Origin of the sequence: Undibacterium sp. Ji83W (genome assembly GCF_049340385.1) — a bacterium.
In the GTDB taxonomy this organism is placed as follows: Bacteria; Pseudomonadota; Gammaproteobacteria; order Burkholderiales; family Burkholderiaceae_D; genus Undibacterium.
This window is the reverse complement of sequence record NZ_JBMPOZ010000003.1, coordinates 141,512-165,961: the sequence shown is the minus strand read 5'-3', so window position 1 is coordinate 165,961 and position 24,450 is coordinate 141,512. Positions and strand designations below refer to the sequence as shown.

At 51.9% G+C, this 24,450-nt stretch carries 18 protein-coding genes and 2 pseudogenes; 11 read left to right on the top strand and 9 right to left on the bottom strand.

Annotated features, from left to right (window positions below):
• The 3 genes from ACO0LD_RS07475 to ACO0LD_RS07465 all read left to right on the top strand — a co-directional run bounded on the left by ACO0LD_RS07475 (position 1) and on the right by ACO0LD_RS07465 (position 5,911).
• Positions 1 to 3,165: an efflux RND transporter permease subunit gene (locus ACO0LD_RS07475; protein ID WP_423005283.1), complete on the top strand. Its 3,165-nt coding sequence runs from the start codon at positions 1 to 3 to the stop codon at positions 3,163 to 3,165.
• 3 nt (positions 3,166 to 3,168) lie between these two features.
• Complete coding sequence (locus tag ACO0LD_RS07470) at positions 3,169 to 4,584, top strand: efflux transporter outer membrane subunit (RefSeq protein WP_423005281.1); 1,416 nt, start codon at positions 3,169 to 3,171, stop codon at positions 4,582 to 4,584.
• A gap of 115 nt (positions 4,585 to 4,699) precedes the next feature.
• Positions 4,700 to 5,911 carry an FAD-dependent oxidoreductase gene (locus ACO0LD_RS07465; RefSeq protein ID WP_423005279.1) on the top strand — a complete coding sequence of 404 codons (1,212 nt, stop codon included), beginning with the start codon at positions 4,700 to 4,702 and terminating at the stop codon, positions 5,909 to 5,911.
• Positions 5,912 to 6,147: 236 nt separating this feature from the next.
• On the opposite strand, the gene ACO0LD_RS07460 is transcribed toward ACO0LD_RS07465, so the two are convergent.
• The 4 genes from ACO0LD_RS07460 to ACO0LD_RS07445 form a co-directional block, all read right to left on the bottom strand.
• Positions 6,148 to 6,801, bottom strand: a complete 654-nt coding sequence (locus tag ACO0LD_RS07460) for a pyridoxine/pyridoxamine 5'-phosphate oxidase (protein WP_423005277.1) — start codon at positions 6,799 to 6,801, stop codon at positions 6,148 to 6,150.
• Positions 6,802 to 6,827: 26 nt separating this feature from the next.
• The gene (locus tag ACO0LD_RS07455; protein ID WP_423005275.1) at positions 6,828 to 7,730 is read right to left on the bottom strand and encodes an HpcH/HpaI aldolase/citrate lyase family protein; all 903 of its coding nucleotides are present in this window, start codon (positions 7,728 to 7,730) and stop codon (positions 6,828 to 6,830) included.
• A gap of 89 nt (positions 7,731 to 7,819) precedes the next feature.
• Entirely contained in the window at positions 7,820 to 8,236 is a 417-nt protein-coding gene (locus ACO0LD_RS07450; RefSeq protein ID WP_423005273.1) for an acyl-CoA thioesterase, read from the bottom strand.
• Between the two features lie 112 nt (positions 8,237 to 8,348).
• Positions 8,349 to 9,485: an acyl-CoA dehydrogenase family protein gene (locus tag ACO0LD_RS07445; RefSeq protein ID WP_423005271.1), complete on the bottom strand. Its 1,137-nt coding sequence runs from the start codon at positions 9,483 to 9,485 to the stop codon at positions 8,349 to 8,351.
• A gap of 56 nt (positions 9,486 to 9,541) precedes the next feature.
• Between ACO0LD_RS07445 and ACO0LD_RS07440 the strand changes: the two genes are divergently transcribed.
• Genes ACO0LD_RS07440 through ACO0LD_RS07430 form a run of 3 tightly spaced genes read left to right on the top strand, consistent with a single transcriptional unit; the run spans position 9,542 to position 11,750 of the window.
• Positions 9,542 to 9,790, top strand: coding sequence for a hypothetical protein (locus ACO0LD_RS07440; RefSeq protein ID WP_423005269.1), 249 nt, complete (start codon positions 9,542 to 9,544; stop codon positions 9,788 to 9,790).
• Positions 9,791 to 9,831: 41 nt separating this feature from the next.
• The gene (gene metC / locus ACO0LD_RS07435) at positions 9,832 to 11,049 is read left to right on the top strand and encodes a cystathionine beta-lyase (RefSeq protein WP_423005267.1); all 1,218 of its coding nucleotides are present in this window, start codon (positions 9,832 to 9,834) and stop codon (positions 11,047 to 11,049) included.
• The gene (locus ACO0LD_RS07430) at positions 11,046 to 11,750 is read left to right on the top strand and encodes a glutathione S-transferase family protein (protein WP_423005265.1); all 705 of its coding nucleotides are present in this window, start codon (positions 11,046 to 11,048) and stop codon (positions 11,748 to 11,750) included. Before metC ends, ACO0LD_RS07430 begins: the two co-directional genes overlap by 4 nt.
• 94 nt (positions 11,751 to 11,844) lie before the next feature.
• On the opposite strand, the gene ACO0LD_RS07425 is transcribed toward ACO0LD_RS07430, so the two are convergent.
• Positions 11,845 to 12,621 (bottom strand): glutamine amidotransferase, encoded by a 777-nt coding sequence (locus tag ACO0LD_RS07425; protein ID WP_423005263.1) that lies wholly within the window; start codon positions 12,619 to 12,621, stop codon positions 11,845 to 11,847.
• Between the two features lie 422 nt (positions 12,622 to 13,043).
• Between ACO0LD_RS07425 and ACO0LD_RS07420 the strand changes: the two genes are divergently transcribed.
• From ACO0LD_RS07420 to paaZ, 5 genes and pseudogenes are all read left to right on the top strand, one after another.
• Positions 13,044 to 13,469 carry an acyl-CoA thioesterase gene (locus ACO0LD_RS07420; protein WP_423005261.1) on the top strand — a complete coding sequence of 142 codons (426 nt, stop codon included), beginning with the start codon at positions 13,044 to 13,046 and terminating at the stop codon, positions 13,467 to 13,469.
• Between the two features lie 196 nt (positions 13,470 to 13,665).
• Entirely contained in the window at positions 13,666 to 17,274 is a 3,609-nt protein-coding gene (locus ACO0LD_RS07415; protein WP_423005259.1) for an indolepyruvate ferredoxin oxidoreductase family protein, read from the top strand.
• Positions 17,275 to 17,441: 167 nt separating this feature from the next.
• Positions 17,442 to 17,984, top strand: a pseudogene (locus tag ACO0LD_RS07410) (DDE-type integrase/transposase/recombinase).
• A 30-nt stretch (positions 17,985 to 18,014) separates the two neighbouring features.
• Positions 18,015 to 18,149, top strand: a pseudogene (locus tag ACO0LD_RS07405) (hypothetical protein); the annotation flags it as partial.
• 243 nt (positions 18,150 to 18,392) lie between these two features.
• The gene (gene paaZ, locus ACO0LD_RS07400; protein WP_423005257.1) at positions 18,393 to 20,435 is read left to right on the top strand and encodes a phenylacetic acid degradation bifunctional protein PaaZ; all 2,043 of its coding nucleotides are present in this window, start codon (positions 18,393 to 18,395) and stop codon (positions 20,433 to 20,435) included.
• A gap of 123 nt (positions 20,436 to 20,558) precedes the next feature.
• Here the strand turns inward: paaZ and ACO0LD_RS07395 are convergent, their stop codons facing one another.
• The 4 genes from ACO0LD_RS07395 to pgm all read right to left on the bottom strand — a co-directional run bounded on the left by ACO0LD_RS07395 (position 20,559) and on the right by pgm (position 24,411).
• The gene (locus tag ACO0LD_RS07395; protein ID WP_423005255.1) at positions 20,559 to 20,762 is read right to left on the bottom strand and encodes a cache domain-containing protein; all 204 of its coding nucleotides are present in this window, start codon (positions 20,760 to 20,762) and stop codon (positions 20,559 to 20,561) included.
• A gap of 160 nt (positions 20,763 to 20,922) precedes the next feature.
• A complete protein-coding gene (locus ACO0LD_RS07390) occupies positions 20,923 to 22,260 on the bottom strand; it encodes a diguanylate cyclase domain-containing protein (protein ID WP_423005253.1) in 1,338 nt (445 codons plus the stop codon).
• 67 nt (positions 22,261 to 22,327) lie between these two features.
• Positions 22,328 to 22,450, bottom strand: a complete 123-nt coding sequence (locus tag ACO0LD_RS07385) for a hypothetical protein (protein ID WP_423005251.1) — start codon at positions 22,448 to 22,450, stop codon at positions 22,328 to 22,330.
• Positions 22,451 to 22,740: 290 nt separating this feature from the next.
• Entirely contained in the window at positions 22,741 to 24,411 is a 1,671-nt protein-coding gene (gene pgm / locus ACO0LD_RS07380) for a phosphoglucomutase (alpha-D-glucose-1,6-bisphosphate-dependent) (protein WP_423005249.1), read from the bottom strand.
• Positions 24,412 to 24,450: the final 39 nt, after the last annotated feature.

The window sequence follows — 24,450 nt, the reverse complement described above, 5'->3', positions numbered from 1 at the left end:
ATGTTCTCCAAATTCTTTATCGACCGTCCTATCTTCGTGACGGTGTTGTCGCTGGCGATAGTGCTGGCAGGGCTGCTCGCGCTCAAGGCCCTGCCCATATCGCGCTACCCGGATGTTTCTCCACCGGTGGTCAACGTGGTTGCCAATTATCCGGGCGCCTCCGCAGAGGTTCTTGAGCGCACCGTTGCCTCGCCCATTGAAGATCAGATCAATGGTGTGGAAAAAATGCTGTATATGGATTCGACTTCCTCTTCAGACGGACGGGTTTCCATCAATGTCACTTTTGAAGTCGGTACCCCGCTCGATGTGGCGGCAGTCAATGTGAATAACCGGGTCCGCCAGGCTGAAGCAAAACTTCCGGCAGAAGTACGACGCCAGGGGGTAGTGGTCAGTAAGAGCTCATCAAACTTCCTGGTGGTTGCGGCTGTGTATTCACCGGACGATCGCTATGACGCGTTGTACCTGTCAAACTACGTGACCCGCAACATGCTTGATGCCTTAAAACGCACACCAGGGACCAACAATGTCCATATTCTGGGCGCACGCGATTATGCGATGCGTATCTGGCTGCGACCAGACCGCATGGCACAGCTCGGCGTGACGGTGGCAGATATTTCCAATGCCATCAATGAACAGAGTTCGCTGTATGCGGCGGGCAAGGTGGGGGCGCCTCCCAACAATACCGAAGAATTGACGATGACGGTGACGGCCAAGGGTCGCATGCTGGAGCCGGAACAGTTTTCCAACATCATCGTCAAAAGCTCGGATGAGGGGGCAAGCATCAGGATCAAGGACATTGCGCGCGTCGAGCTGGGATCGCAAGACTACAATGTCTATGGACGTGTGAACGGGCACCCTTCTGCCAATATTCGCATGTTCCTCGAAAGTGGCGCCAATGCGCTGGAAACCCGCAAGGCCATAGAAAAAACCTTGCAGGAATTGAAGGCAAAATTCCCTGAAGGCATGACCTACAGCACACCTTATGACACCACCCCGTTTGTCACGGAATCGATTACAGAAGTGATCAAGACCCTGGGTGAGGCGATGGTGCTGGTATTTATTGTCGTCTACCTGTTTTTACAGAGTTGGCGTGCAACCATCATCCCGACCCTGGCGGTACCGGTTTCCCTGATCGGTACACTGGCGGCCCTGCATTTACTGGGATATGGCATCAATACCCTGACTTTGTTCGGCATGGTGCTGGCAATCGGTATTGTTGTTGACGATGCGATCGTGGTTCTTGAAAATGTCGAAAGGCTGATCAATGAACATGGCATGTCGCCGAAAGATGCAGCACTCGAAGCCATGCATGAGGTGACCGGGCCAGTTGTCGCCATCGTGCTGGTGCTGGTTGCGGCGTTTGCACCGGTGGCGTTTCTTGGTGGACTCGCGGGCGAACTGTACCGCCAGTTCTCGGTGACGATTTCTATTGCAGTGATATTGTCCGGCTTTGTTGCATTGACACTGACCCCGGCACTATGCGCCATCCTGCTCAAGCCTTCAGCGCAGCAACCGCATCGTTTCTTCGTCTGGTTCAACGCAGCATTTGCGCGTTTCACAACACGTTATACCAGTGGCGTTAATTTCCTGATCAAGCGCTCGGTTCTGGGACTCGCGCTGTTTGCCAGCATGGTCGGTGTGACTGTCTATCTGTGGAATGCGGTACCCAGAGGCCTGGTTCCCGATGAAGACCAGGGGTTTTTCATCAGTGCTGCGATGCTGCCCGAAGGCGCCTCTCTTGAACGCACCAATGCGATGATGAAACAGGTTGAAAGCATAGTTACTGCCAATAAAAATGTAGACACGACACTGACCATGGTTGGCCTGGATTTTCTTGGCGGCGGCGCCATCAAGTCCTCGGCAGCCACCATGTTCGTACCGCTTAAGCCATGGGACAAGCGTGACCAGTCCGCGCAGCAACTGGTATTGGAAAACTTGAAGAAAACCAAGCCTGTCAAGGAGGGTATGCCCTTGTTTTTCAATCCACCGGCAATTCAGGGTCTGGGGCAGATTGGCGGCTTTGAATTCTATATGCAAAACCGCGGCGAGGGTGGTGTCAGACGCCTGGCAGAAATATTGCCAGCCTTTATTGCAGAAGCCAACAAGCAGCCCGAACTGGCTGGTGTCAAGAGCCTGTTCCAGGCCAGGTCGCCACAGGTATTTGTCGATGTCGATAATGACAAAGCCAGGGCGATGGGGGTCACGCTGTCGGAGGTCTATAACACACTGGCTGCGACACTGGGCAGTTATTACGTCAACGACTTCAATAAAAATGGCCGTACCTACAATGTCCTGCTGCAGGCTGAAGGACAATATCGCGCCAAGCCGGAAGATATAGGAAGCATGTACGTGCGCTCAGCGAAGGGGTTGATGATACCGGTGCGCGCCTTTACGCGCATCAGTTATGAAGCCGGTCCTGATTCCGTACTGCATTTCAATGCGCTGCCGGCGATCAAGATATTGGGCGCCGCCAAACCAGGTTACAGTTCAGGCCAGGCCCTCACCGCCATGGAACGTGTGGCTGCAAAAATCCTGCCGGCTGACACCAGCTATGACTGGGGCGGTGCATCCTTCCAGGAAAAGCGCAGCGCGAATGCCGGCAGCCTGGCCCTGGGGGCTGGCGTGCTGATGATTTTCATGATCCTTGCAGCACAGTACGAGAAATGGTCGTTGCCTTTGTCTGTGTTGCTGGTGATGCCGTTCGGGATATTCGGCGCCTTGCTGGCTGTGTATTTCAGAGGGTTCAACAATGACGTCTACTTCCAGATTGGCCTGGTAACCTTATTGGGCCTTTCCGCAAAGAACGCCATCCTGATTGTCGAATTTGCGGTGATCAAGGTTCATGAGGGATATACCCCTGTTGCTGCTGCGCTGGAGGCCGCACGCCTGCGCTTCCGTCCTATCCTGATGACATCCATGGCGTTCATACTCGGTGTAACACCGCTCGCTTTCTCACATGGAGCCGGTGCAGCGGCGCGTCAATCCCTCGGTACGGGTGTGCTGGGCGGCATGCTGGCAGCAACTTTCCTGGCGATCTTCTTTGTGCCCTTGTTCTTCAAGCTGATTCAAGAGTGGCGTTTGAAAACAGGTTCGCGATCTGCAGCGACAGCAAGCAATACAGGTCCTGTGCTGCCCTATCCCCAATCTTTGACAGTAAAGGAATAGCCGATGCCTGCCTTAAAGTATAACGGCGCACTGTGCACCCTTGTCACCAGCCTCATACTGTCTGCCTGCACTTCGGTTGGTACGCCTTACCAGGCGCCCGCCATGGAGACGCCGAAAGGACTGACGACGCAGGGAAAGATTGGGCCGGTGGACTGGCAGCACTGGTGGCGATCTTACGATGAGCCGGTGCTGGAGTCGTTGCTCAAGGAAGCATACGCCAACAATCAGGATCTGGCGGTTGCGGCAGGGCGTGTAGAAGAAGCCCGGGCCAATGAAGCGGCAGCGCTTGCTGCCAGCTTCCCTGCAGTCGATGCCATCGCCGGGGCGACCAGATCACGTGCCAGCCGCAATACCGGGAAAAGCAGTGCCGGTGCAAATCAGTTCGGTACAGATATACAGCTTGGATTGAGCTCCTCCTATGAAATCGATTTTTGGGGCAAGCTGGCTTACGCCAACCAGGCGGCAAGAAGCAGATTCCTGGTGCAGGAAGCCGGCAGAAATATTGTGATGAACACTTTATACGCAGGTGTTGTACAGGCTTATTTCACGATGTTGGCCAACGATGATCAGGTTGAACTGGCCAAGGCGACGCTTGCAACCAGGCAGGAGAATCTGCGTTTGCAGCACAAGCGTTTTTCAGCCGGCTCCATCGGTGAACTGGATTTGCATGTGGCTGACTCCGAGGTGTCCGCTGCCGAAGCCATACTTAGCCAGGCCCGGCAAGCCCAGGCGATTTCAGAATCAGCGTTGGCAATTTTATTGGGACGATCTCCTGCGGCAATCGCCAGACCGGTTATCGTGCGCGGAAAAAAAATTGACGAAATTTATCAGCATACGGTGTTGCCAGGTGATTTGCCATCTGACCTGTTGAATCGTCGACCTGACATCATCGCTTCCGAACAAGCCCTGATTGCCGCGCATGCCGACCTGAACCAGGCAAGGAGCCTGTATTTCCCTCAGGTAAAACTGACCAGCGGCCTTGGTTATGAATCCAGTGTATTGCAGGATTTATTCAAGCCCGCTTCCCTGTTCTGGAGCCTGGCCGGGAACCTGGCGCAACCTATTTTTCGCGGCGGCGCCATCGATGCCGTGGTCTCCGGTGCGAAAGCAAAGGAAAAACAGGCTGTCGCGCTTTATGTGCAAAGTGTGCAAGGAGCATTTCGGGACGTACACGATGTACTCGTCAATCTGTCGGCAGAACAGGACGTAGCTGCGTCGAGCGAGCGTCGGCGGCTGGCGTTGAAAGACAGCCTGCGCCTGGCAGAAGTCCGTTATTCGAATGGATATAGCAGTTACCTGGAAGTGTTGAATGCTCAGCGTGACTTGTTGCAGACCCAGGCCAGCCTGATAGCAACCAAACGTGCTTATCTGGCTGCATCAATCAACCTGTACAAGGCAGTTGGTGGTGTCTGGGAGTAAGCATAAGTAGTAGCTGCGCGGTAGTAACCATGTAGCAGCAATCTTGAAGAAGTAGCCATGTAGTAAACCAATAATAGAGTCAATATAGACATAGCCAAACTTGATAGAGGGAATAATGAATTTGACAGACATCCATGTGGCAATCATAGGGGCCGGGCTGGGGGGACTCAGTCTGGCCCAGGGCTTGAAAAAGAGAGGTGTACGTTTTGATGTGTATGAAAAAGATACAACATCGTATACAAGAAGCCAGAGTTTCCGGTTGAGGATAGATCATACCGGGCAGGAAGCGCTGTCGCAATGTCTCTCAGAAAGCCATTACAAACTGTTTGAAAATACCTGTGGTGAGCAGTTTCAGGGTATGCATCGCCTGAATTCAAAACTGGAAAGCACGGCTGACGAATGGATAGAGTCCTGGACACCTCCCGCAGAAGAAAGAGATCAGCAGATAAAAGAAGACCTGGCTGCCAATCGCCTCACCATGAGGGAGGTTTTGTTATGTGGCCTCAATCTTCATGTGCATTTCGATAAAGTCTTTGTTCAGTATGAAGAAAGAGATGATGGCAAGGTAGTTGCTCATTTCTCTGACGGCAGCACTGTCGTCTCAGATGTCCTGATTGCAGCCGATGGGGCAAATTCCACTGTCCGCAAGCAAAGATTCCCTGAGCTGCAGACTTATGATACCGGCATCGTCTGTATATATGGGAAAACCTATCCTGTTGGTCGAACTAAAGAGTCTATTGCGAAAGTACTGCAGAGCGGCACCTCCGTGATCATGGATGACGACCTGGTTGCCGTTGCTGAAAATGTCCATTTCAAGGAGTCACCTGCAGCATTGGCGGCAACACTTGATCAGGACTATGTGGTCAATCCTGTTGATGACTACATTTACTGGGCGATACTGGGCAAACGCAAGACTTTTGGCTTGAGTGACAGTGAGAATATCACGTTGAGTGTCGAAGACATCAGCCGTCATGTCGCCAATGTGGTGGAGACCTGGAATCCTTCCCTCAAGGCCTTGTTCTCAAATGTTGATATGAACGCCCTCGCTATTGCTCCAATGCGCAGCGCCAGGCTGCAAGAACCCTGGGTTAGCAGTAGAGTCACCGCGCTTGGTGATGCTGTCCATCTGATGAGCCTTATTGGTGGCTTGGGTGGTAATACAACCTTGTATGATGCAGCAGTTCTGGCGGATAGGCTGGCAGATGTGCAGTCTGGAAAATTACCCATGCTTGAAGCGATTGCAAAATATGAAGAGGAGATGCGTGCGCAAAGTACAGCATCTATTCAATCTTCATTGGCAGGTTCTGAAAAGTTGTTCCCGGCTTGATAAAAAAAAGCAGTGTCTGAGAACTGGTGGGCGGTAATGTTGAAGCAGGCGTGGCAGGTGCGCAGGTTTGAATGTTGCGGGTCCACCGGTTTTTTTCCGCGTTTGGTCACGAGAGAAATTGCAGAGAGAATCATAGCTCAAAGCACAGACAGGTTATGACAAAAAAAAATGCCCGGCCTTGTGAGCCGGGCATTACATTTCATTGTCAGACTGGTTTACAACCGTAACAGACTACCTCATGGCCATAATATGTTCTGTTGCCAGTTCACGCCTGTTTTCTGATAACGCAGACGTGTGAAGCGGCGTTGCTCACTGGATTGCCAGAATTCAACAACATCGGGTGACAATGCATAAATGGACCAGCTCGGTGAAACAAGGCCAGGATCATTCGCCATGCGAGCAAGCTGGTGGGCTACGGCAACGTCCAGGTCACCCGGGTTTTCCATGACCTGGCTTTGTTTTGCAGCCAGTATGGAAGCCCTGGATTTTTCAGGACGTGTCATGAAATCGCTGGCACCAGCTGCATGGTCAAGTTTGCCTATCTTGCCGCGCAAGCGGATCTGTTGCCCTGTTGCCGGCCAATACCAGGTCATTGCTGCATGGGGCGACTTGATCATTTGCCGGCCCTTGGGGCTGTCCGAGTTTGTGGCAAAATGCCAGCCTTGTTCGTTGACATTTAACAGTACGACAGAACGGGCGTCAGGCAGCCCATCGCTGTCGACAGTCGACAGTGTCATGACATTCGGTTCTGCAATCTGTTCATCGATGGCTGCTTGCATCCATTCCAAAAATAGGGAATGCGGCGTGGCAGGAGCATCTTCGGTATTAAAATTGCTCAGTTTTCCTGTCAGTGTCTTGATAGATTTCAGGGTTTGATGCACATTTTCCATGGTAATTGCCTTGCATTAAATTTGAATCATGAAATACCGAACTGGCCTGCTCTGGCAAGCAGACGACGTGCCGCCAGGTAGTCTGGAACTTCAACAAGGAAGCCATCGACTATGGCGCCGGGGATCCTTCTTTCACCGGCTGCCACGCGGGCTTCATCAAAGGTCTTGACGATCTTGTTTGCCAGCACGACTTCAGCGTGAGTAGGGGTCAGTGTGCGATTTACCACGTCGACGAACTGTGCATTGACGATGGCCTTGGCCTTGTAACCGAGATCGCGGGTTATCTGCATATCGAGTGCGGCCCCTTCGTTGTCGACATAGCTATAGGGGCAATCAATTGCCGAGACACCTACGGCTGCGCATTCGACGATGAAACGCGAACGTACATAATCAAGCTCCCTGCCGGCGCGGGTGCGCTGAGAGCCTATATCAGCGACCATGTCTTCGGTAGCAACCAGCACGGCGGTCACACGTGGACTGGCTTTGGCAATTGCCATGGTATTGATCAATCCCAGTGTCGTTTCTATATTCGGCACCAGTTCGGTAGATCCTGGTTCTATGCCGTATTCCTTTTCCAGGCGTGTGACAATTTCATCCAGAGCTATTACTTGCTGTGGTGTTGCGACCAGGGACATCTGAATGATCTCTGGTTTGGCCTTCATCACGGCTTGCAGGTCATCCACGCCACCTTTCTCCAGTGGATTGACGCGTATGGACGTAGTAATTCCGGCTGCGCGCCATTCTGCCATGACACCGGCACAGATGCGGTAAGCCTGGGGACGCCTTTCAGGCGGAGTAAAAGTTTCCAGTTCCTGTACCAGTACGTCTGCGCCGCTGCGGCAACCGTCCGACAGTGCCTGCTGATCTGCACCTGCAAGAAACAACCAGGAACGACGAAGTTGTGGAGGAAGCCTGTCTGCTGATTTCATTTGTCTGCTCGCTATTGATAAATTGAACGTGTCTGTTGTAATACCTGCAGGCGCGGGATCACGCGGATAACCCCCACCTGTTTCTGTACTCAGAGTGTGTGCTGGTAAGCTTCTACACTGGACTTGAAATAATCAGGAACAGTGGTGGTTCTTCCTGTGCCATGATCGAAGGAAACATGGGTGGATGCGCCCTTTGCCATCAAGGTCTTGGCGTTGTCATCACGGTAAATCTCATATTCGATCTCAAAGCTCTTGCCACCGAATTTTGTCACGCTGGTTTCCACGACCAGTTGTTCGCCCAGTTTGGCGGGAACCAGGTATTCACAAGAGCTTTTCACCATAATCTGCGGCACTTTTTCAGTGTAGGGAAGCTCCAGCAATGTATGCATATACTTCACATAGGCATGCTGCATGTATTCATAGTAAACAGGGCTGCTGACATGGCCCATGGAATCCGTGTCACGATATTTGATCTCGATATTGAGAGGGAAGCGCCTTTTCGACATGTGTATCTCCGGTTGGTTAAGACATATTCCTTCAAATTCCCGGCATTGGCCGGACGGCATTATCAGGAATCATATCCACTGCTGCGCAGCGGTTTTTTGATCACCCCAGTTTCTAGGCAGACTGGCGTGACATTTGATTGAAAATATTTTTCCTATGCATTTCTTCTGTGCCGCCTACGCTGGAAAAGCCAAGCGCGTCGCGCGCCAAGGCGGTGATATCCCCTTCGTGGTAGCCGACGCTGCCGTGTAACTTGATCAGGCTGAGTGCGCTATTGATCAAGTCCTCTGAAGCGACAAGCTTTGCCATGGAGCAGGTCATCAGTGCATCGGGGTGGCCATTGAGCAACTGGCTCAGCGCCGCATAAGCCAGCCATTTGCTGCGCTCCATACCTATTCTGATGTCTATCAGGCGTTTCTGTACATATTGATTGGTATCGATAGGCGACTTGAAGCTGCGTCGGCTACGGCTGTAGGCAAGAGCATCAGTCAGGAAAGGGGTAATCACGTTGGCGGCAACCAGTCCGTAATACAGACGACCAAGTGAGATGATATCGATCAGATCGTGTAGACCTTCGCCTGGTACGCCGAGGATTTGACTGGATTTTATCTTTACGGAGTCAAAGCCCAGGCTGCCAGTCGGCAGATCTCTCATTCCCAGTTTATTGTCTGGCTGGCCGTAAGTCACGCCTTGCTGACCGCGATCCAATAAAACCAGTGTTGTATTTTTCTTTTCCAGATCGGCTATGCGTGTCACCACCAAAATAAAATCTGCGATGGGGGCATGTGCGATATTGAATTTCTGGCCGTTGAGTTCATAGTCGTCACCGTGACTCCTGATGGTGGTTTCTATGCTTCTGACATCCGTGCCAGTGGTTGGTTCGGCGATTGCAGTGGCACTCAGGTCACCGCGCTGGATGGCGGCAAAGTAGCGGTCTTTCTGTGCTTCGCTACCATACAGGTTGAGGGCACGCACCATCCCTGCCTGGGCAATGATGGAAAGCAGCAAGGCTGGGGCGCGTATTGTGGTAGACAGTCCTTCCAGCGCGGCAGTAAATGCCCACCAGTCGGCGCCCGATCCGCCGTAAGATTCCGGAATTACCAATTTCCACATGCCTTCGCTGCAAAGTGTTTTCCATCCGGCTTCATCAAATTGATCCAGCGAATTGCCACGGCGAGCGTTGAATTGCTCCCCCAGATGTTGATAGCGTGCACGCAATGCTTTCTGTTCTTCTGTCCAATCTAGTTGCATCTTCCTATTCCCCGTTGTGATGACAATTGCTGCAATCCATGCACGGCGCAGTACGGATGGACCGTCCTCTTGCCATGATCAGCGCAGATGATAAGGTTAGCCGCCATCAAAATAGAACTATCATTCGTGTTAGTTCTGCAGCGCTGAAACCAGCGCAATTTCCCTTTGCTATCAACTCTATTAGTTCTCAAGCAGTCAACTCGGTAGTAGCCTTGTCGCGCTGCAAGACGGCAGATAAATTGCATTTACCAATAGCTTTATCCACGCTTTTTTTTGGGGTAAAGAAAAATGTCTGCACCATATAGTTTCCCTTCAATAATCACAAATACACTATCCGGAATGAAGCATGATGAGCAAGTTCGAGGCACAGGCACTGCACCCCGTCGAAGGTTTCGGCATCGATACGCAACTTGTAACGCTGGGGCGCAGTCCGGAATTATTTAACGGCTTTGTTAATACACCTGTCTATCACGGGTCTACTGTTCTCAGCTCAACGGTGAAAGAACTGCTGGGTCGCACCCAGCCGTATATCTATGCAAGACGCGGTACGCCAACCAGTGCAGCGCTGGAGCAAGCCATTTGCGGCCTTGAAGGCGGTGCTGGTGCGGTGCTCTGCCCATCCGGGCTTTCTGCCTGTACGACAGCCTTGCTCTCATGTCTGAAAACTGGCGATCATCTTTTGGTGAGCGACGGTGTCTTCGGACCGGTTCGTCATGCGTGTGAAACCGTATTAAGCGCGCGCTTTGGTGTGGAAGTCACATACTATGATCCCATGGCAGGTGCAGACATTGCCTTGCTGATCAAGAGCAATACCAGGGCGGTGTATGTCGAGGCGCCGAGTTCACACACTTTTGAAGTGCAGGATGTCAGGGCGATTGCGGATGTGGCGCACCAGCATGGAATGATGGTGTTGGCAGACAATACCTGGGCAAGCCCCTTGTTTTTCCAGCCGCATGCACACGGTGTCGACCTGTCCATACAGGCAGGGACCAAGTACCTGGTGGGGCATTCTGATGCAATGCTCGGTACGGTATCCGCTTCAGCTGCTGCCTGGCCAGCGCTCAAGGCTTTGCACGGCGATCTTGGCCTGTGTGTCGGTCCGGATGACATTTACCTGGCACTGCGCGGTTTGCGTACTTTGGGAATGCGTATGCGGACGCACCAGGAGAATGCACTCGTCATTGCTGGCTGGCTGAAATCCCGCCCTGAAGTGCGCCGTGTATTGCATCCTGCATTTGATGACTGCCCTGGTCATGTCAACTGGCAGCGTTATTTCAAGGGCTCTTCCGGGCTTTTTTCAGTTGAATTACAGGATTTTTCACAAGAAGCAGTAGAGGCTTTTCTTGATGGGCTCAGTCTGTTCGGACTCGGCTATTCCTGGGGCGGATTCGAAAGCCTGGCCCTGCCATTTGATGTCAGTGCAATTCGCACTGCAACGCGATGGCAGGCGGCTGGCCCGTGCATACGTTTCCACATAGGGCTGGAGAGCGTGGCGGACCTGATCGCTGATCTTGAAGCTGGCTTGGACCGTCTGGTGGCGACAGATGTGCGGAGGCGTGCATGAAGCGGGACGCCATCCTGCCGCAACTTGAAAGGCAATCTGGTATGGAGCCGGACACGCTGACTATCTGGGGGCGACGTGATTCCTTCAATGTACAAAAGGTCATGTGGCTGATTGGCGAACTGGCGATAGAGCATAGACGCATTCCCACAGGCGGTGAGTTTGGCGGGCGTGATACGCCTGAATTCCTGGCCATGAATCCGCATGGCCGCATACCCACAATCGCAGTTGGCGACAAGATCGTCTGGGAGTCGCACGCTATCTTGCGTTTCCTGGCGGCGCATACCAGGCTTGCGCCATTCTGGACTGATGATGCCTATCAGCGTTCGCTTTCTGATCGCTGGATGGACTGGTCACAAACCGTGCTGGAGCAAGACCTGATGATAGGCGTGTTCTGGGGCATGGTACGCGTCCCCGAGGATCAGAGAAACTGGAAGGTGATCAATGAAAAGCTGGCACGTTGCACCGCTCATTTTGCACTGTTAAACCGTATCCTGGAAAATCGCGACTTCCTGCTGGGCGATGCGATCAGCCTGGCTGATATTTCCATCGGTGCTACTTTGTATCGTTATTTCACACTTGATATTGATCGTCCGGCCATACCCAATGTGGAAGCCTGGTATGCCCGCCTGAAAGATCGCCCAGTCTATCGCGAACACGTCATGGTCTCGTATGAAAACCTGCGTGGCCGCCCGGATGGTTGAAGCACTATCTTGACACGAAGCAAAGCGGGCACCCGACATCCGGCACCCGCTTTGTAACTTTGCTGCATCAGCAGCAGCTGGCGGAATGATAGAACTATACAAGTTCTATCAGTGATTTTCTGTCGATATCCTCGTGTACATGGGGTGCCGAGATCAGGCGCTGGTCGCTGGCCAGCCAGTGATCCAGAAAACAGTTCAGCCAGACCAGACCATTGCGGTCATGCGTCTTGCCGTCCTGCAGTTGATTCTCGCGACTCTGGGCGCCCAGCCAGTGGAGTTTGTGTGCACCCATGGTGGCCCAGCGGCGCATCATCTGATAACTGATTTCAGGATGGAACTGTACGCCATAGGCAGATGTTCCGTAGCGCACTGCCTGATTCTCAAAGTGGGTTCCCACAGCCAGTTGCTCCATTCCGCTGACACATTCAAATCCTTCGCTATGCCAGTGATAGACGCTGCCCGGCCAATTGAACAGGGCGCGACCTGCGGCAGTTGGTTTGATTGGCCAATAGCCGATTTCCACGTAACCGTCTTTGTTGGCTGTCACCTTGCCACCTAGATGGCGCACCAGTAATTGCGCACCCAGGCAGATTCCCAGAAATGGTGCCTGCTCACGCAAGGCCACACCTATCCATTCTGTTTCGTGCCGCATCCATTCATCATTATCGTTGGCGCTCATGGGGCCGCCAAACACGATAGCGCCAGCATAGGGTGCCAGGGTGGGTGGCAATGATTCTCCGAGAGGTGTCCTGCGTATTTCGAGCTCGTAGCCACGTTGTGACAATAGTCTGCCAACACGACCTGGCGTTGAAATATCGCGATGCAAGACGATGAGTATTTTCTTTGAAGCGGGTAAATTTTGTGCCGTCATGATGGTGATGGATTCAGGACATGTATGTAGAAAAAGAAGTGAACAATGAGGTGGAAAATCAGATCGTTGCAAGGAAAAATATCCAGTTTTTTCAACTCTTGATGCAGCGATGAACGATGCATTTTCCTCGCCAAGGATACGGCTTGAAGAGATCGATAGGAACTAATAGAACTGTTAGAAAAATCGCCGTTCCATGTCGTTTTGTGCAGTCAAAATACACAATCGTTTCAGCTTTTAATTTCCATTCCTGCTGCTTGATTTCTAATAGCTTTGTTAGTATCCACTGCGAAGAAATGCGGGTATCTTTCAGCCAAGTTTGCGATTGTTTCTGCAGACTGATTGATCTTGAACAAGATGAAGATTCTTGTTTGTGACACGCAAATATTATTGGCTGGTATTGATATCATTTGGAGAATTTAGAAATGGAAAAGAATTACTACGACACATCCATAGAAGTTAAATACCGTGACACGGATTCTGTCGGCAACCTGAGCAGCACTGTGTATTACGATTATCTCCAGCATGCCTATCTGCGCTACATGTTCGACCTGCTTGAGCTGCCGCGCGAAGAAAAACTGCCGCATATCATGGTGAAGACTGAATGCGAATATGTGATGCCTGCCAAATTTGGCGACGTGCTGACCATCAAGAGTGGTGTCACCAAATTTGGCACCAAAAGCTTCGAGATCGAGCACCTGATGTACAAGAATGTCGTCGGAGAAGGTGAAGCAAAACTGGTTGCCAAAGGCACCTCAAAGCACGTCATGTTTGACTATGAAAAGAACCAGTCTGTCGTGGTTACTGAAGAGTTTAAAAAGCGTGTACTGGATTTCCAGGAAAGAGCCTGATCCGGTTTCGATTTTTAATATCCAAAGGAAAACTCTGGCGCACGGGTTTTCCTTTGCTGGTCAGCATGCAGAAACTGAGTCTGGCTTATACGTTGACGCCGTACACGTACATGAAAAATATTACGGTTTTTTAGGTGCACCCTCCATCACCGGTGCGAGTTGCGCCCTATTCCCCTATTGAACTTGGAAAGAAATCATGGACGATTTACAAACAGACGTAAGAGCGTTGACCTTTACGCCTGGCCGTCATATCAACAGCTACCGTCTTGCCGATAATTTTGAGGCAAGCGAAGGACAAATTTTTATAACCGGCACACAAGCTCTGGTGCGTTTGCATCTGATGCAGCGCTCCCTTGACAAGGCGCGCGGTTATAACACGGCTGGCTTTATCAGCGGCTATCGCGGATCACCATTGGGAGCCGTTGATCAACAGGTCTGGAAAGCCAAAAAACTGTTTGATGAAAATGACATACATTTTCTGCCAGCGGTCAATGAAGAACTGGCGAGCACTGCCGTGCTGGGTACGCAAAGACTGGAGTCAGATTCCGAGCGCAGGGTCGATGGCGTGTTTGCCATGTGGTATGGCAAAGGACCAGGTGTTGACCGCGCAGCTGACTCCCTCAAGCATGGCAATGCCTATGGCTCATCAAAACTTGGCGGCGTACTGGTGGTCGCCGGCGATGATCACGGCTGTGCATCTTCATCAATGTCGCACCAAAGTGACTATTCCATGATGGCCTGGCATATGCCGATTGTCAGTCCCGCCAACGTGACAGAGATCATCGAGTTTGGCTTGTATGGCTGGGCTCTGTCACGGTTTTCTGGCGCCTGGGTGGGGTTGAAGGCGGTTTCAGAAAATGTGGAAACTGGCGGTACCTTAAATCTAGACGATATTCCCCGCGACTGGAAGGATGTCGACAATTTTTTGCCTCCGGAAGGCGGCCTGCATAACCGCTGGCCCGATTTTCCCAGTATGGACATAGAACGTCGCCACGCTGCCAAACTCGATGCGGTACGCCAGTTCGCTCGCGTGAACAGCATAGACAAATGGATTGCACATGGCAGGCAGGCGACAATAGGCATCGTCACCAGCGGCAAGGCGCATTTCGATTTCATGGAATCTTTGCGCAGATTGAAACTTTCGGTTGATGACCTCGAAAAAGCCGGTGTACGTATATATAAGCTGGGCCTGATCTTCCCGCTGGAAACCACGCGTATCGATACCCTGATACAGGGACTGACAGAAATCCTGGTCATTGAAGAAAAAGGCCCTGTCGTCGAAGGGCAACTGAAAGAGTATTTGTATAACCGGCCAACCGCTGACCGGCCAGCGGTGCTTGGCAAAACCTGCCAGCATGGTCGTCCCTTATTGTCTGATGTGGAAGAGATGCGCAGTTCGCGTCTCTTGCCCGTGCTGGCTGCCTGGCTGGCCCTGCATAAACCGCAGCTGGACAGATGTGAGCTGGTTCCGAGCCTGATCGCGATGCCGGTCCTGTCAAACAAAAGTGACGGGGTACGTCGGGTACCGTATTTCTGTTCGGGCTGTCCGCACAATACATCAACCAAACTGCCGGAAGGTTCGATTGCTTATGCCGGTATTGGCTGCCATTTCATGGCATCCTGGATGGACAGGAAAACCTCAGGGCTGATACAAATGGGGGGGGAAGGTGTCGACTGGGTAGCGCAGGCGCCATTCACAAAGCGTCCGCACATTTTCCAGAATCTTGGCGACGGCACTTATTTCCACTCTGGCTTGCTGGCCATACGCCAGGCCATTGCTGCCGGTACCAATATTACTTATAAGATTTTGCATAACCATGCAGTAGCGATGACAGGTGGGCAACCTGTAGATGGCCATCTGACCGTACCCAAACTTGCCCGGCAACTGCGTGCAGAGGGAATCAATCGCATAGCGGTCATCAGTGATGACATCGACAGACTGCTGGAGATCCAGAAAGAATTCCCGGCGGACGCCAGCTTTCATGATCGCGATGAACTCAACCAGGTGCAAATTGAATTGCGTGACCTGCCTGGAGTGACAGCACTCATTTATGACCAGGGCTGTGCTGCTGAAAAACGCCGCTTGAGGAAAAAAGGACAATTGCCTGCAGCAGTCAAACGTGTTTTCATCAACGAAGCTGTTTGTGAAGGCTGTGGTGACTGTGGCGTGCAATCCAATTGCCTGTCCGTTACCACGACTGAAACGGCACTGGGGCGCAAGCGCAAGATAGACCAGTCTTCATGCAATATGGATTTGTCCTGCGTGGCTGGAACATGCCCCAGTTTTGTTACTGTAGAAGGCGCCATCCCGCGTAAATCAAGAGCAACTGCTGTTGACCTGGACTTTCTGCGGGCACGTGCCGCCATGCTGTCACTACCTTCGCCGCAGCTTGCTGATACAGTGTTCAATGTGCTGGTGACTGGCGTCGGTGGTAGTGGAGTCGTGACAGTTGGGGCTTTGATTTGCATGGCCGCTCACCTGGAAGGTCACGCTGCGTCTGTACTTGATTTTATGGGATTTTCGCAAAAGGGTGGGGCTGTGCTGTCGCATGTGCGCCTGGCGCGTCATGCAGGTATGCTCAACCAGGTACGTATTGATACGCAGCAGGCCGATGTCTTGCTGGCTTGTGATGCTGTTGTTGCCGCGACAACAGAAGCACTGCAGGCAATACGGCATGGCTGGACACAGGTGGCTGTCAACTTGCATGCGATCGAGAATTCAGACTTTGTGCGCAATCCGGATGCAGACCTGAAATTCAATGCCTTGCTGGATAAATTGCATTATGCCGCAGGACATGGGGACTTCTCGCGTTGCGACGCACAGGCACTGGCAGAGTATTTTATCGGTGATACCATTGCATCGAACATCATCATGCTGGGATTGACCTGGCAGCAAGGCTGGATTCCGGTATCGTTTGAAGCATTGATGCGCGCCATTGAGCTCAACGGGGTCGCCGTGGAAATGAACAAACTGGCGTTTTCCATAGGACGCCTGGCCGCAGCTGATCCTGCTGGCCTGGACGGCATGTCCCGAAAGACTGGCGAATCTCTTGCAGGGATGGATGACAGTACCCAGGGACTTGATGCGTTGATAGAAGAGCGCACGCAGTTATTGCTGGCATACGGTGGCAAGTCATATGTCCACCGTTATCAGAAAATGCTGACTGCGGTACGCCTGGCTGAACTCAGGACAGATACGTCAACAGAGTTGCGCCTGACGCGTGCGGTCGCCGTTAATTTCGCAAAACTGCTGATGGTCAAAGACGAATATGAAGTCGCTCGTCTCTATTCGGATGGCAGTTTTCATCAGGCGCTGGCGCAGCAGTTTGAAGGCACGCCTGGCAAGGACTATCAGATCAATTTTCATTTCGCACCACCTGTTGTCAGCAGCGTGGGCGCAGGCGCGAAGAAATTCACGTTTCGCCAGTGGATGTGGCCGGTGCTGAAAGTGCTCGCCATGGCCAGACCGTTGCGGGAAAGCCTGCTTGATCCTTTCCGCCATACTGCCGAGCGCAAGCTGGACAGGGAACTGGCGAATGATTATGAAGCCACCATGAAGCTTGTCCTGGGCCAGTTGTCGGTCGAGAAGCTGCCACATGCCGTCTCCATGGCTGAACTGCCTGCCAGCATCCGTGGTTACGGTCATGTCAAGTTAAAAAATATGGTGCTGGCGAAAGCACGGGAACGGGAGCTTTCTGCAAAACTCGGGATTGAATCCGTACGCAGCAGTATCGTCGTTAAACGTATGCGGGAAGCAGCAAGTAATGGTCGCCTCCTGCGCGGCATACCTGTCGTGAAAGGCTGATGTACCCTTGCATCCGTCCGCTACGGGCGGATGCAAGTTCAGTAGAAAAGCAAGATGACGCTGGCGCTAGATATTGTGGCAACTTGCAGCAGTTGCCCGACGAGCCGGTTGGCGTTGACGTAGTTGAGGTGGTTGTGTCGCAATAAACGGATCTGATAAAGATTGGTATGGACGATTTTGGTAAAAGCCTCATCAAAAGCACCCTCCGCAAGGTTCTCAAACGACTTCATTATCCGTTGGAAGTCATGCTGCTTTGTGTACGCTGGTACGCGGCATACCCTCTGAGTTTTCGTCAGATTGTTGATCGTGAAGGACAAGCCATCGATTTTCTTCTCACGGCCAAACGCGCCCTGGCTGCGGCAAGACGCTTCTTTGAGCGCGCCATTGGACAACACGATTTACCTGATTCGATCACGATTGACAAAAGCGGCGCCGATACGGCAGCTATCGTCAGCATAATCAATAATACAGGTGCAGAGATTCGGATGCGTCAGAGCAAGTATCTTAACAACATCGTTGAACAAGACCACCGGGCTATCAAGTGACTAACCCGGCCCATGATGGGGTTCAAGAATTTCCCTTGTGCCAAGGCCATTATTGCGGGTATCGAAACCATGCATATGATTCACAAGGGACAGATGAAGTCTGACACCAAAGCCCAGGCTTTAGCTGTATCTGAAGCTAAACAATTTTGCAGCCTGCCATTCTAATTTTCTGGAGCCTTGTCGCCTTTCTAGTCCATTCGACCTTATTGCGACACAACCCCCGTGATCGATCCCATCGCCTACGTCCATCCCAGCGCCGTTCTGATCGGTGACGTCATCGTCGGACCACGTTGCTATGTCGGCCCAGGCGCGTCGATGCGCGATTTCGGGACGAGGAAATCACCTGGAAAACAACGGCGACCAAACAGTACCAGAAGTTGATGATCAGGTCGCTGTTGACGATGCAAGAGGTCGACGCACTCACCGAAGTGGAGCCTGGTCGAAAGCGGATAACCGCCCAAGCCGGCAGCTCGATGCACAAAATAAGAATGCATGGAAATACCGACGCGAAATGAAAAATTTGCAGGAGCGGTTATGGCCGCAATACCAACACATTACAGAAAGGATTCAAACATGAAAACATTACAAAGCTATATCGGCGGCCGCTGGATTGGAAAAGAAGGCGCGCAGGGTCTGTATAGTGCAGTCAATGGTAAATTGATCAACTACACGCATGCCGAAACGATAGATTTTGGGGAGGCGGTTATGCATGCGCGTCAGCAAGGCGTTACGGCTCTGCTCGCGCTGGATTTCCAGCAACGTGCGGCACGTTTGCGAGCGTTGGCAAAATATCTGAATGAACACAAGGAACAACTCTACGCGATATCGCTTCATACCGGCGCTACGCGCAACGACAGCTGGATCGATATCGAAGGGGGCGCCGGCACTTTGTGCACATACGCCAGCATCGGTACCAACGAATTCCCCTCCGGGAATCTGGTGCACGAAGGACCGGCATTCGCGTTGGGCAAGCAGGGGAATTTCTTAGGTACACGCATCCTGGTTCCGCGCGGCGGAATTGCAGTACACATCAATGCATTTAACTTCCCGATCTGGGGTCTGCTGGAGAAATTTGCGCCGACGTTTCTGGCCGGCATGCCGTGCATCGTCAAACCCGCAACCACAAGCAGTTATCTGACTGAAGCCTTGGTTCGATTGATCGATAGCTCCGGTCTGCTGCCGCAAGGCTGCCTGCAATTGATTGTCGGCTCGACCGGCGATCTGCTGGATCGCCTCGAAGGACAGGATGTCGTGACGTTCACAGGTTCGGCCACCACCGCCGCAATGTTGCGCTTACATCCCAACCTGATCCGACAATCAATCCCATTCAACGCCAAAGCGGATTCGCTGAACTGCGCGATCCTGGGGCCGGACGTCACACCTGATGATGAAGAATTCGACCTTTTCGTTGAGGAAGTTGCGCGCGAGATGACCACCAAGGCAGGTCAGAAATGTACCGCAATACGGCGCGCGATAATACCAACCAGGCATATCGACGCGGTTGCTGAACGATTGCGCGCAAGATTGGCAAAGGTCACTGTCGGTGATCCATCGGTTGAAGGTGTGCGCATGGGGCCGCTCGCGTCAAAGGCACAGCAGGCAGACGTCGCCGAGCGTTTGGCTTTGCTCGCTGTGGGCAACCAAGTCGTGTTTGGCGAACTTGATGGTTTCAGCCCGGTGGGCGAAGAGGTTGCCAATGGCGCATTCTCCGCACCGACGCTGGTGTTGTGTAACAACCCGTTGCTCAACGATAGCGTTCATGATATCGAAGCGTTTGGTCCTGTCTGTACCTTGATGCCATATGGAGAACTGGATGAGGCCTTGACGCTTGCTGCAAAAGGTCGAGGTAGCCTGGTCGGCACGCTGGTGACGCGTGACCCGACCGTTGCGGCGCATGCGATTCCGGTTGCGGCCGCGTGGCATGGTCGTATGTTGGTGCTCGACCGTGAAGCCGCTGTCGAATGCACCGGCCACGGTTCAACTTTGCCGCAGATCAAACACGGCGGACCGGGACGTGCTGGTGGCGGGGAAGAATTAGGCGGTGCGCGTGCCGTGAAACATTATCTTCAAAGCGCCGCTGTCCAGGGTTCACCCAGCATGCTGGCCGCGATTACCGGTGAACATGTGCGCGGGGCAGCAGTGCGCGAGTCGGAGATCCATCCGTTCCGACATTACTTCGAAGACCTGCAAATCGGCTACTCATTGTTGACACATCGTCGCACCGTTGTCGAGGCCGACATCGTTGCATTTGGGTGCTTGTCAGGTGATTTTTTCTATATGCATTTTGATGAGATCGCTGCAAAGGAAAGCGTGTTTGGAAAACGCATCGCCCACGGCTATTTTGTGTTGTCCGCCGCGACAGGACTATTTGTGTCACCGGCACCCGGTCCGGTACTCGCGAACTACGGCCTGGACACCTTGCGCTTTGTGAAACCGGTTGGAATTGGCGACACAATTCGTGCACGCCTGACATGCAAGCGCAAAATCGACCGGCAGAAAAAGGGCGCGAACGGGGTTGGTCAAGGCGTCGTGACATGGGATGTAGAGGTCACCAATCAGTATGAAGAGCTCGTTGCGTCTTTCGACATTTTGACATTAGTGGCCAAAAGAACTTGACGATTGGTTTCACCAAAGATGTCGGTCCACTTGAGTTCTGATGGTTAAGCGAGGGAAACCGCGAGCCTGCAATCCTACAAATCGAACTTGATAGTGGTTCTTGTCATTTGTGAATTCCGACATCTAAAAAGTAATTGCCGATTTTTTTATGTACGTCGATTTTTGATCCAGGGTTCTGGTGATTGGGTTGGGCCACCTGTATTCCACCCAACCAGAACCTTTTTTTTTGGCAATTTGTAGCATTTCCTTCGTTAGAAGTTTGCCGTCACCGTCTTTAAAATTCATCATCGGTTTCCCTATCAGCTTGGGGTTAGCCGATGCCAGCATTGGGTTGTGTCGCAATAAACGGATCTAATAGCGATGCCGCAGCTTTAACTTCTTGCCACGGCTCATAATAAGGAGGGTTTGTGTACTGAGTCTGAGAAATTATCGAAGCGCATGAGCCAACAAAGTGCATCAAATTCAGTGCGAATTTATAGCAAGCGAATTAAATGCCATTGGGCGTTAATAATTTATTAATTGATTGGTTATTCATATCGCTACGAAAGAATTCGTAATTATTCTTACCCCCCGTTTTAGCACAATACATAGCGGTGTCTGCATTTTTAATCAGCGTTTCTGCGTCTTGTCCATCGCCTGGATAAAGGCTGATGCCGATGCTTGCTCTTGCATATACGTCTTTTTGCTCATGCTGAAACGGACGGAGTAGTGCGACACGTATTTTTTCTGCGATGAGTGCGGCGTCTTCTGCGTATATACCGCCTGCTAAAAGAATGACGAACTCATCGCCACCATACCGGCTGACTGTGTCAGATTCCCGCACGCATTCAGTCAGGCGTACTGCAACCGTTTTCAATAGTGCGTCGCCGCAAGCATGTCCCAGTGAATCATTGGTATGCTTGAAATTGTTAAGATCAAGGAATAGCAATGCCAGTTGTGTATCGTTTCTTTTGGCTAAATTAATTGCTTGCGCGATCCGGTCGTTTAACAGACTGCGATTCGGCAAATTAGTGAGGGCATCGTGCTGGGCCATATGCGTCATTCTGACTGTCACCGCCTGCGCAACGCTGACATCGTGAAACACAATTACCGCACCAGACAGTTTGCCATCGTAGTCATGGATTGGTGAGGCGGAATCTTCGATGTGAACTTCGCTACCGTCTTTCCTGATCAAGAGTGTGTTTGCTGGCAGATCTATTATTTCATTTCTTTTCAAAACAAGTTCTACAGTGTTGAGATCAGCTTGGCGGTTTATACCGTTAATTGTCTTAAAAATTTTCTCTATCCGTTCTCCATAGGCATCCGTTTTCGACCAGCCAGTCAATGTTTCAGCAGCGACGTTCATGTAATCAATCTCTCCATTGACGTTGGTACATATTATGGCGTCGCCGATTGATTTCAGTACGATTTCTGCACGTGCCTGTTCTTTGTAGAGCTGTTTTTCCACATTCTTGCGCAGGATGATATTTTGCAAGGACTGCGGAACCAGACTACTGACGAAATAACCTTTGGACAGATAGCCTTGCGAACCAAGCTGTACAGCTTCGATTGCGACAGGTTCTTCCTCTTGCGCACTTAAAGTCATGATTGGTATTTTGGGGACGGCCGCAAATATGTCTTTAAATGTATCAATACCCTTGCTGTCAGCAAGTGACAAGTCCACCAAAATCAAATCGATACCACCTTCTTGCAGTCGTGACAAACCTGCATCAAGCCTGCTGAGACATTCAGTCAGAAATGGGCCATCCCTGGAATGGAGAAGTGCCTCTTCCAATATTTTTGCATCACCAGCATCACCTGTAAGGATAAGAATACGATGTGCCATATTGTCCTCTTTTCTGACGAAAAAATCTGATTATGTTAATCAGTAAATACGAGTAGAGCCAAGTTACTTACTGGACTAAACTGCGGTGCAGATCAATGGTGAACAAACGGCGTTTGCCGAGCTTGCTTTCCACTGTTAGTCTCCAGGGTTTGTTCGTCAGCGAGCAGATGACGATACTTTTTTGCGACATCGTCGCTCAAGCCCGGCCCGATTGGGGATTAAAAAATCGTGGATCATAGCTGGCCTTCCAGATGTCCCATACCTGTCAATAGAAGGCTTACGGTGTGCATTACCGCTTTTTGGGGATTTACGTCAAGAAAGACAGACGCATTTTATGATGGTAGGTAGTTGCTGTTACGTCGTCTGTGCGCTGTCGCACTTATACTCATTTGCACGAGCACATGCATCAATTGCCTGCTAATACCCTTAACCTCACTTATCTAGGTGAGCGACCATGACTTTGAAATTATCTTCAGCCTACTAACTCGATGACAGCGCTAAATCCACGATAGCCTGCGCCTCTTTGACAATCTCATTTAAGTGCTCATCACTCTTGAAACTCTCGGCATATATCTTGTAGATTTCCTCCGTCCCCGACGGGCGGGCGGCGAACCAGCCGTTGTTGGTGATGACTTTCACGCCGCCTATGGGCTTCATGTTGCCAGGCGCGGTGGTGAGTATGTCTGTGATGTTGTCGCTCGCCAGCAATTTGCTGGTGATCTGTTGCGGGGAGAGGTTGGACAGTGTTTTTTTCTGGGCCGGGGTGGCGGGGGCTTCTACCCGTATGCTGATGGGTTTGCCAAATTCCTGGGTAAGCTGCTCATATAACTGGCCGGGGTCGCGGCCGGTTTTTGCTTTTATTTCTCCTGCCAGCAGAGCGGCGACTATGCCGTCTTTGTCTGTTGTCCATGTGCTGCCGTCCATGCGCACAAAGCTGGCGCCTGCGCTTTCTTCGCCACCAAAACCCAAGGTGCCATCAAACAGGCCGGGGGCGAACCATTTGAAGCCGACTGGCATGTCGTACAGCTTGCGTCCCAGCCGTCCACTCACATGTTCTATCATGCGGCTGCTGACAACGGTTTTTCCTATGCCGGGTTTGCTGCCCCAGTCTGGGCGATGCTGAAAGAGGTAATCGATGGCGACGGCCAGATAGTGGTCTGGCGTCATCAGGCCAGTGCCGGGTGTGACGATGCCGTGGCGGTCATGGTCGGTGTCGCAGGCAAAGGCAATGTCAAAATCTGATTGTATGTCCAGCAGCCTGCGCATGGCGTAGGGTGATGATGGGTCCATGCGTATCTTGCCGTCCCAGTCCAGCGGCATGAAGCGGAAGGTCGGATCGACGACATCGCTGACGACGGTCAGGTCTATCTGATATTTTTCGGCGATGCGGCCCCAGTAATGCACGCCTGCACCACCGAGTGGGTCAACGCCCAGGCGTATGCCAGATTGCCGTATCGCGGCCAGATCAATGATCTGTTCTAGCTCGTTCACATAAGTATTCAAGAAGTCGTAACGATGTATCGTGTCTGCATGCATCGCCCGCTCAAAGGGCATGCGTTTTACGTCCTTCAAATTCGCTGCCATGAGTTCATTGGCGCGTGCGCCTATCCAGTCGGTGGTGACCGTATCTGCGGGGCCACCATTGACTGCATTGTATTTAAAGCCGCCATTGTCGGGTGGATTGTGGGAGGGCGTAATGACGATGCCATCGGCCAGGCCGATGTTTTGTGCCAAGCCACTACCGGTATGGCGAGTCCGGTTATACATCAGAATAGCCAGCGATACAGCAGGTGTGGGCGTGTATTCGTCACCGCTGGATAGCATGACATTGACGCCATTGGCCGCAAGCACTTCTATCGCGCTGATACGTGCAGGTGCCGACAATGCATGGGTATCAATGCCCAGGAACAAGGGGCCGCTGATACCCTGCTGCTGACGATATTCACAAATCGCCTGTGTGATGACGAGGACATGATGCTCATTGAAGCTGGTCTGGAACGATGCGCCACGGTGACCAGAGGTGCCAAATGCTACCCTTTGTGCAGCGACCTGTGCATCAGGGATTTGTTTGTAATACGCGGCTATGAGCTGGCTCACATCGACCAGCGCAGAGTCTGGTGATAGTTGACCTGCAAGCGGATGGATATGCATGATATTCTTTCTACGTGTTTTAACACACGCATGATTCTA

Excerpts from the sequence above, each read along its gene's own strand:
- ACO0LD_RS07475 (WP_423005283.1), top strand. The coding sequence starts at position 1 with ATGTTCTCCAAATTCTTTATCGACCGTCCTATCTTCGTGACGGTGTTG.
- metC (WP_423005267.1), top strand. The coding sequence starts at position 9,832 with ATGATGAGCAAGTTCGAGGCACAGGCACTGCACCCCGTCGAAGGTTTC.
- ACO0LD_RS07390 (WP_423005253.1), bottom strand. The coding sequence starts at position 22,260 with ATGGCACATCGTATTCTTATCCTTACAGGTGATGCTGGTGATGCAAAA.
- ACO0LD_RS07470 (WP_423005281.1), top strand. The coding sequence starts at position 3,169 with ATGCCTGCCTTAAAGTATAACGGCGCACTGTGCACCCTTGTCACCAGC.
- ACO0LD_RS07395 (WP_423005255.1), bottom strand. The coding sequence starts at position 20,762 with ATGCTGGCATCGGCTAACCCCAAGCTGATAGGGAAACCGATGATGAAT.
- ACO0LD_RS07455 (WP_423005275.1), bottom strand. The coding sequence starts at position 7,730 with ATGAAATCAGCAGACAGGCTTCCTCCACAACTTCGTCGTTCCTGGTTG.
- ACO0LD_RS07460 (WP_423005277.1), bottom strand. The coding sequence starts at position 6,801 with ATGGAAAATGTGCATCAAACCCTGAAATCTATCAAGACACTGACAGGA.
- ACO0LD_RS07430 (WP_423005265.1), top strand. The coding sequence starts at position 11,046 with ATGAAGCGGGACGCCATCCTGCCGCAACTTGAAAGGCAATCTGGTATG.
- ACO0LD_RS07420 (WP_423005261.1), top strand. The coding sequence starts at position 13,044 with ATGGAAAAGAATTACTACGACACATCCATAGAAGTTAAATACCGTGAC.
- paaZ (WP_423005257.1), top strand. The coding sequence starts at position 18,393 with ATGAAAACATTACAAAGCTATATCGGCGGCCGCTGGATTGGAAAAGAA.
- pgm (WP_423005249.1), bottom strand. The coding sequence starts at position 24,411 with ATGCATATCCATCCGCTTGCAGGTCAACTATCACCAGACTCTGCGCTG.
- ACO0LD_RS07440 (WP_423005269.1), top strand. The coding sequence starts at position 9,542 with ATGGACCGTCCTCTTGCCATGATCAGCGCAGATGATAAGGTTAGCCGC.
- ACO0LD_RS07450 (WP_423005273.1), bottom strand. The coding sequence starts at position 8,236 with ATGTCGAAAAGGCGCTTCCCTCTCAATATCGAGATCAAATATCGTGAC.
- ACO0LD_RS07415 (WP_423005259.1), top strand. The coding sequence starts at position 13,666 with ATGGACGATTTACAAACAGACGTAAGAGCGTTGACCTTTACGCCTGGC.
- ACO0LD_RS07385 (WP_423005251.1), bottom strand. The coding sequence starts at position 22,450 with ATGTCGCAAAAAAGTATCGTCATCTGCTCGCTGACGAACAAACCCTGG.
- ACO0LD_RS07425 (WP_423005263.1), bottom strand. The coding sequence starts at position 12,621 with ATGACGGCACAAAATTTACCCGCTTCAAAGAAAATACTCATCGTCTTG.
- ACO0LD_RS07445 (WP_423005271.1), bottom strand. The coding sequence starts at position 9,485 with ATGCAACTAGATTGGACAGAAGAACAGAAAGCATTGCGTGCACGCTAT.
- ACO0LD_RS07465 (WP_423005279.1), top strand. The coding sequence starts at position 4,700 with ATGAATTTGACAGACATCCATGTGGCAATCATAGGGGCCGGGCTGGGG.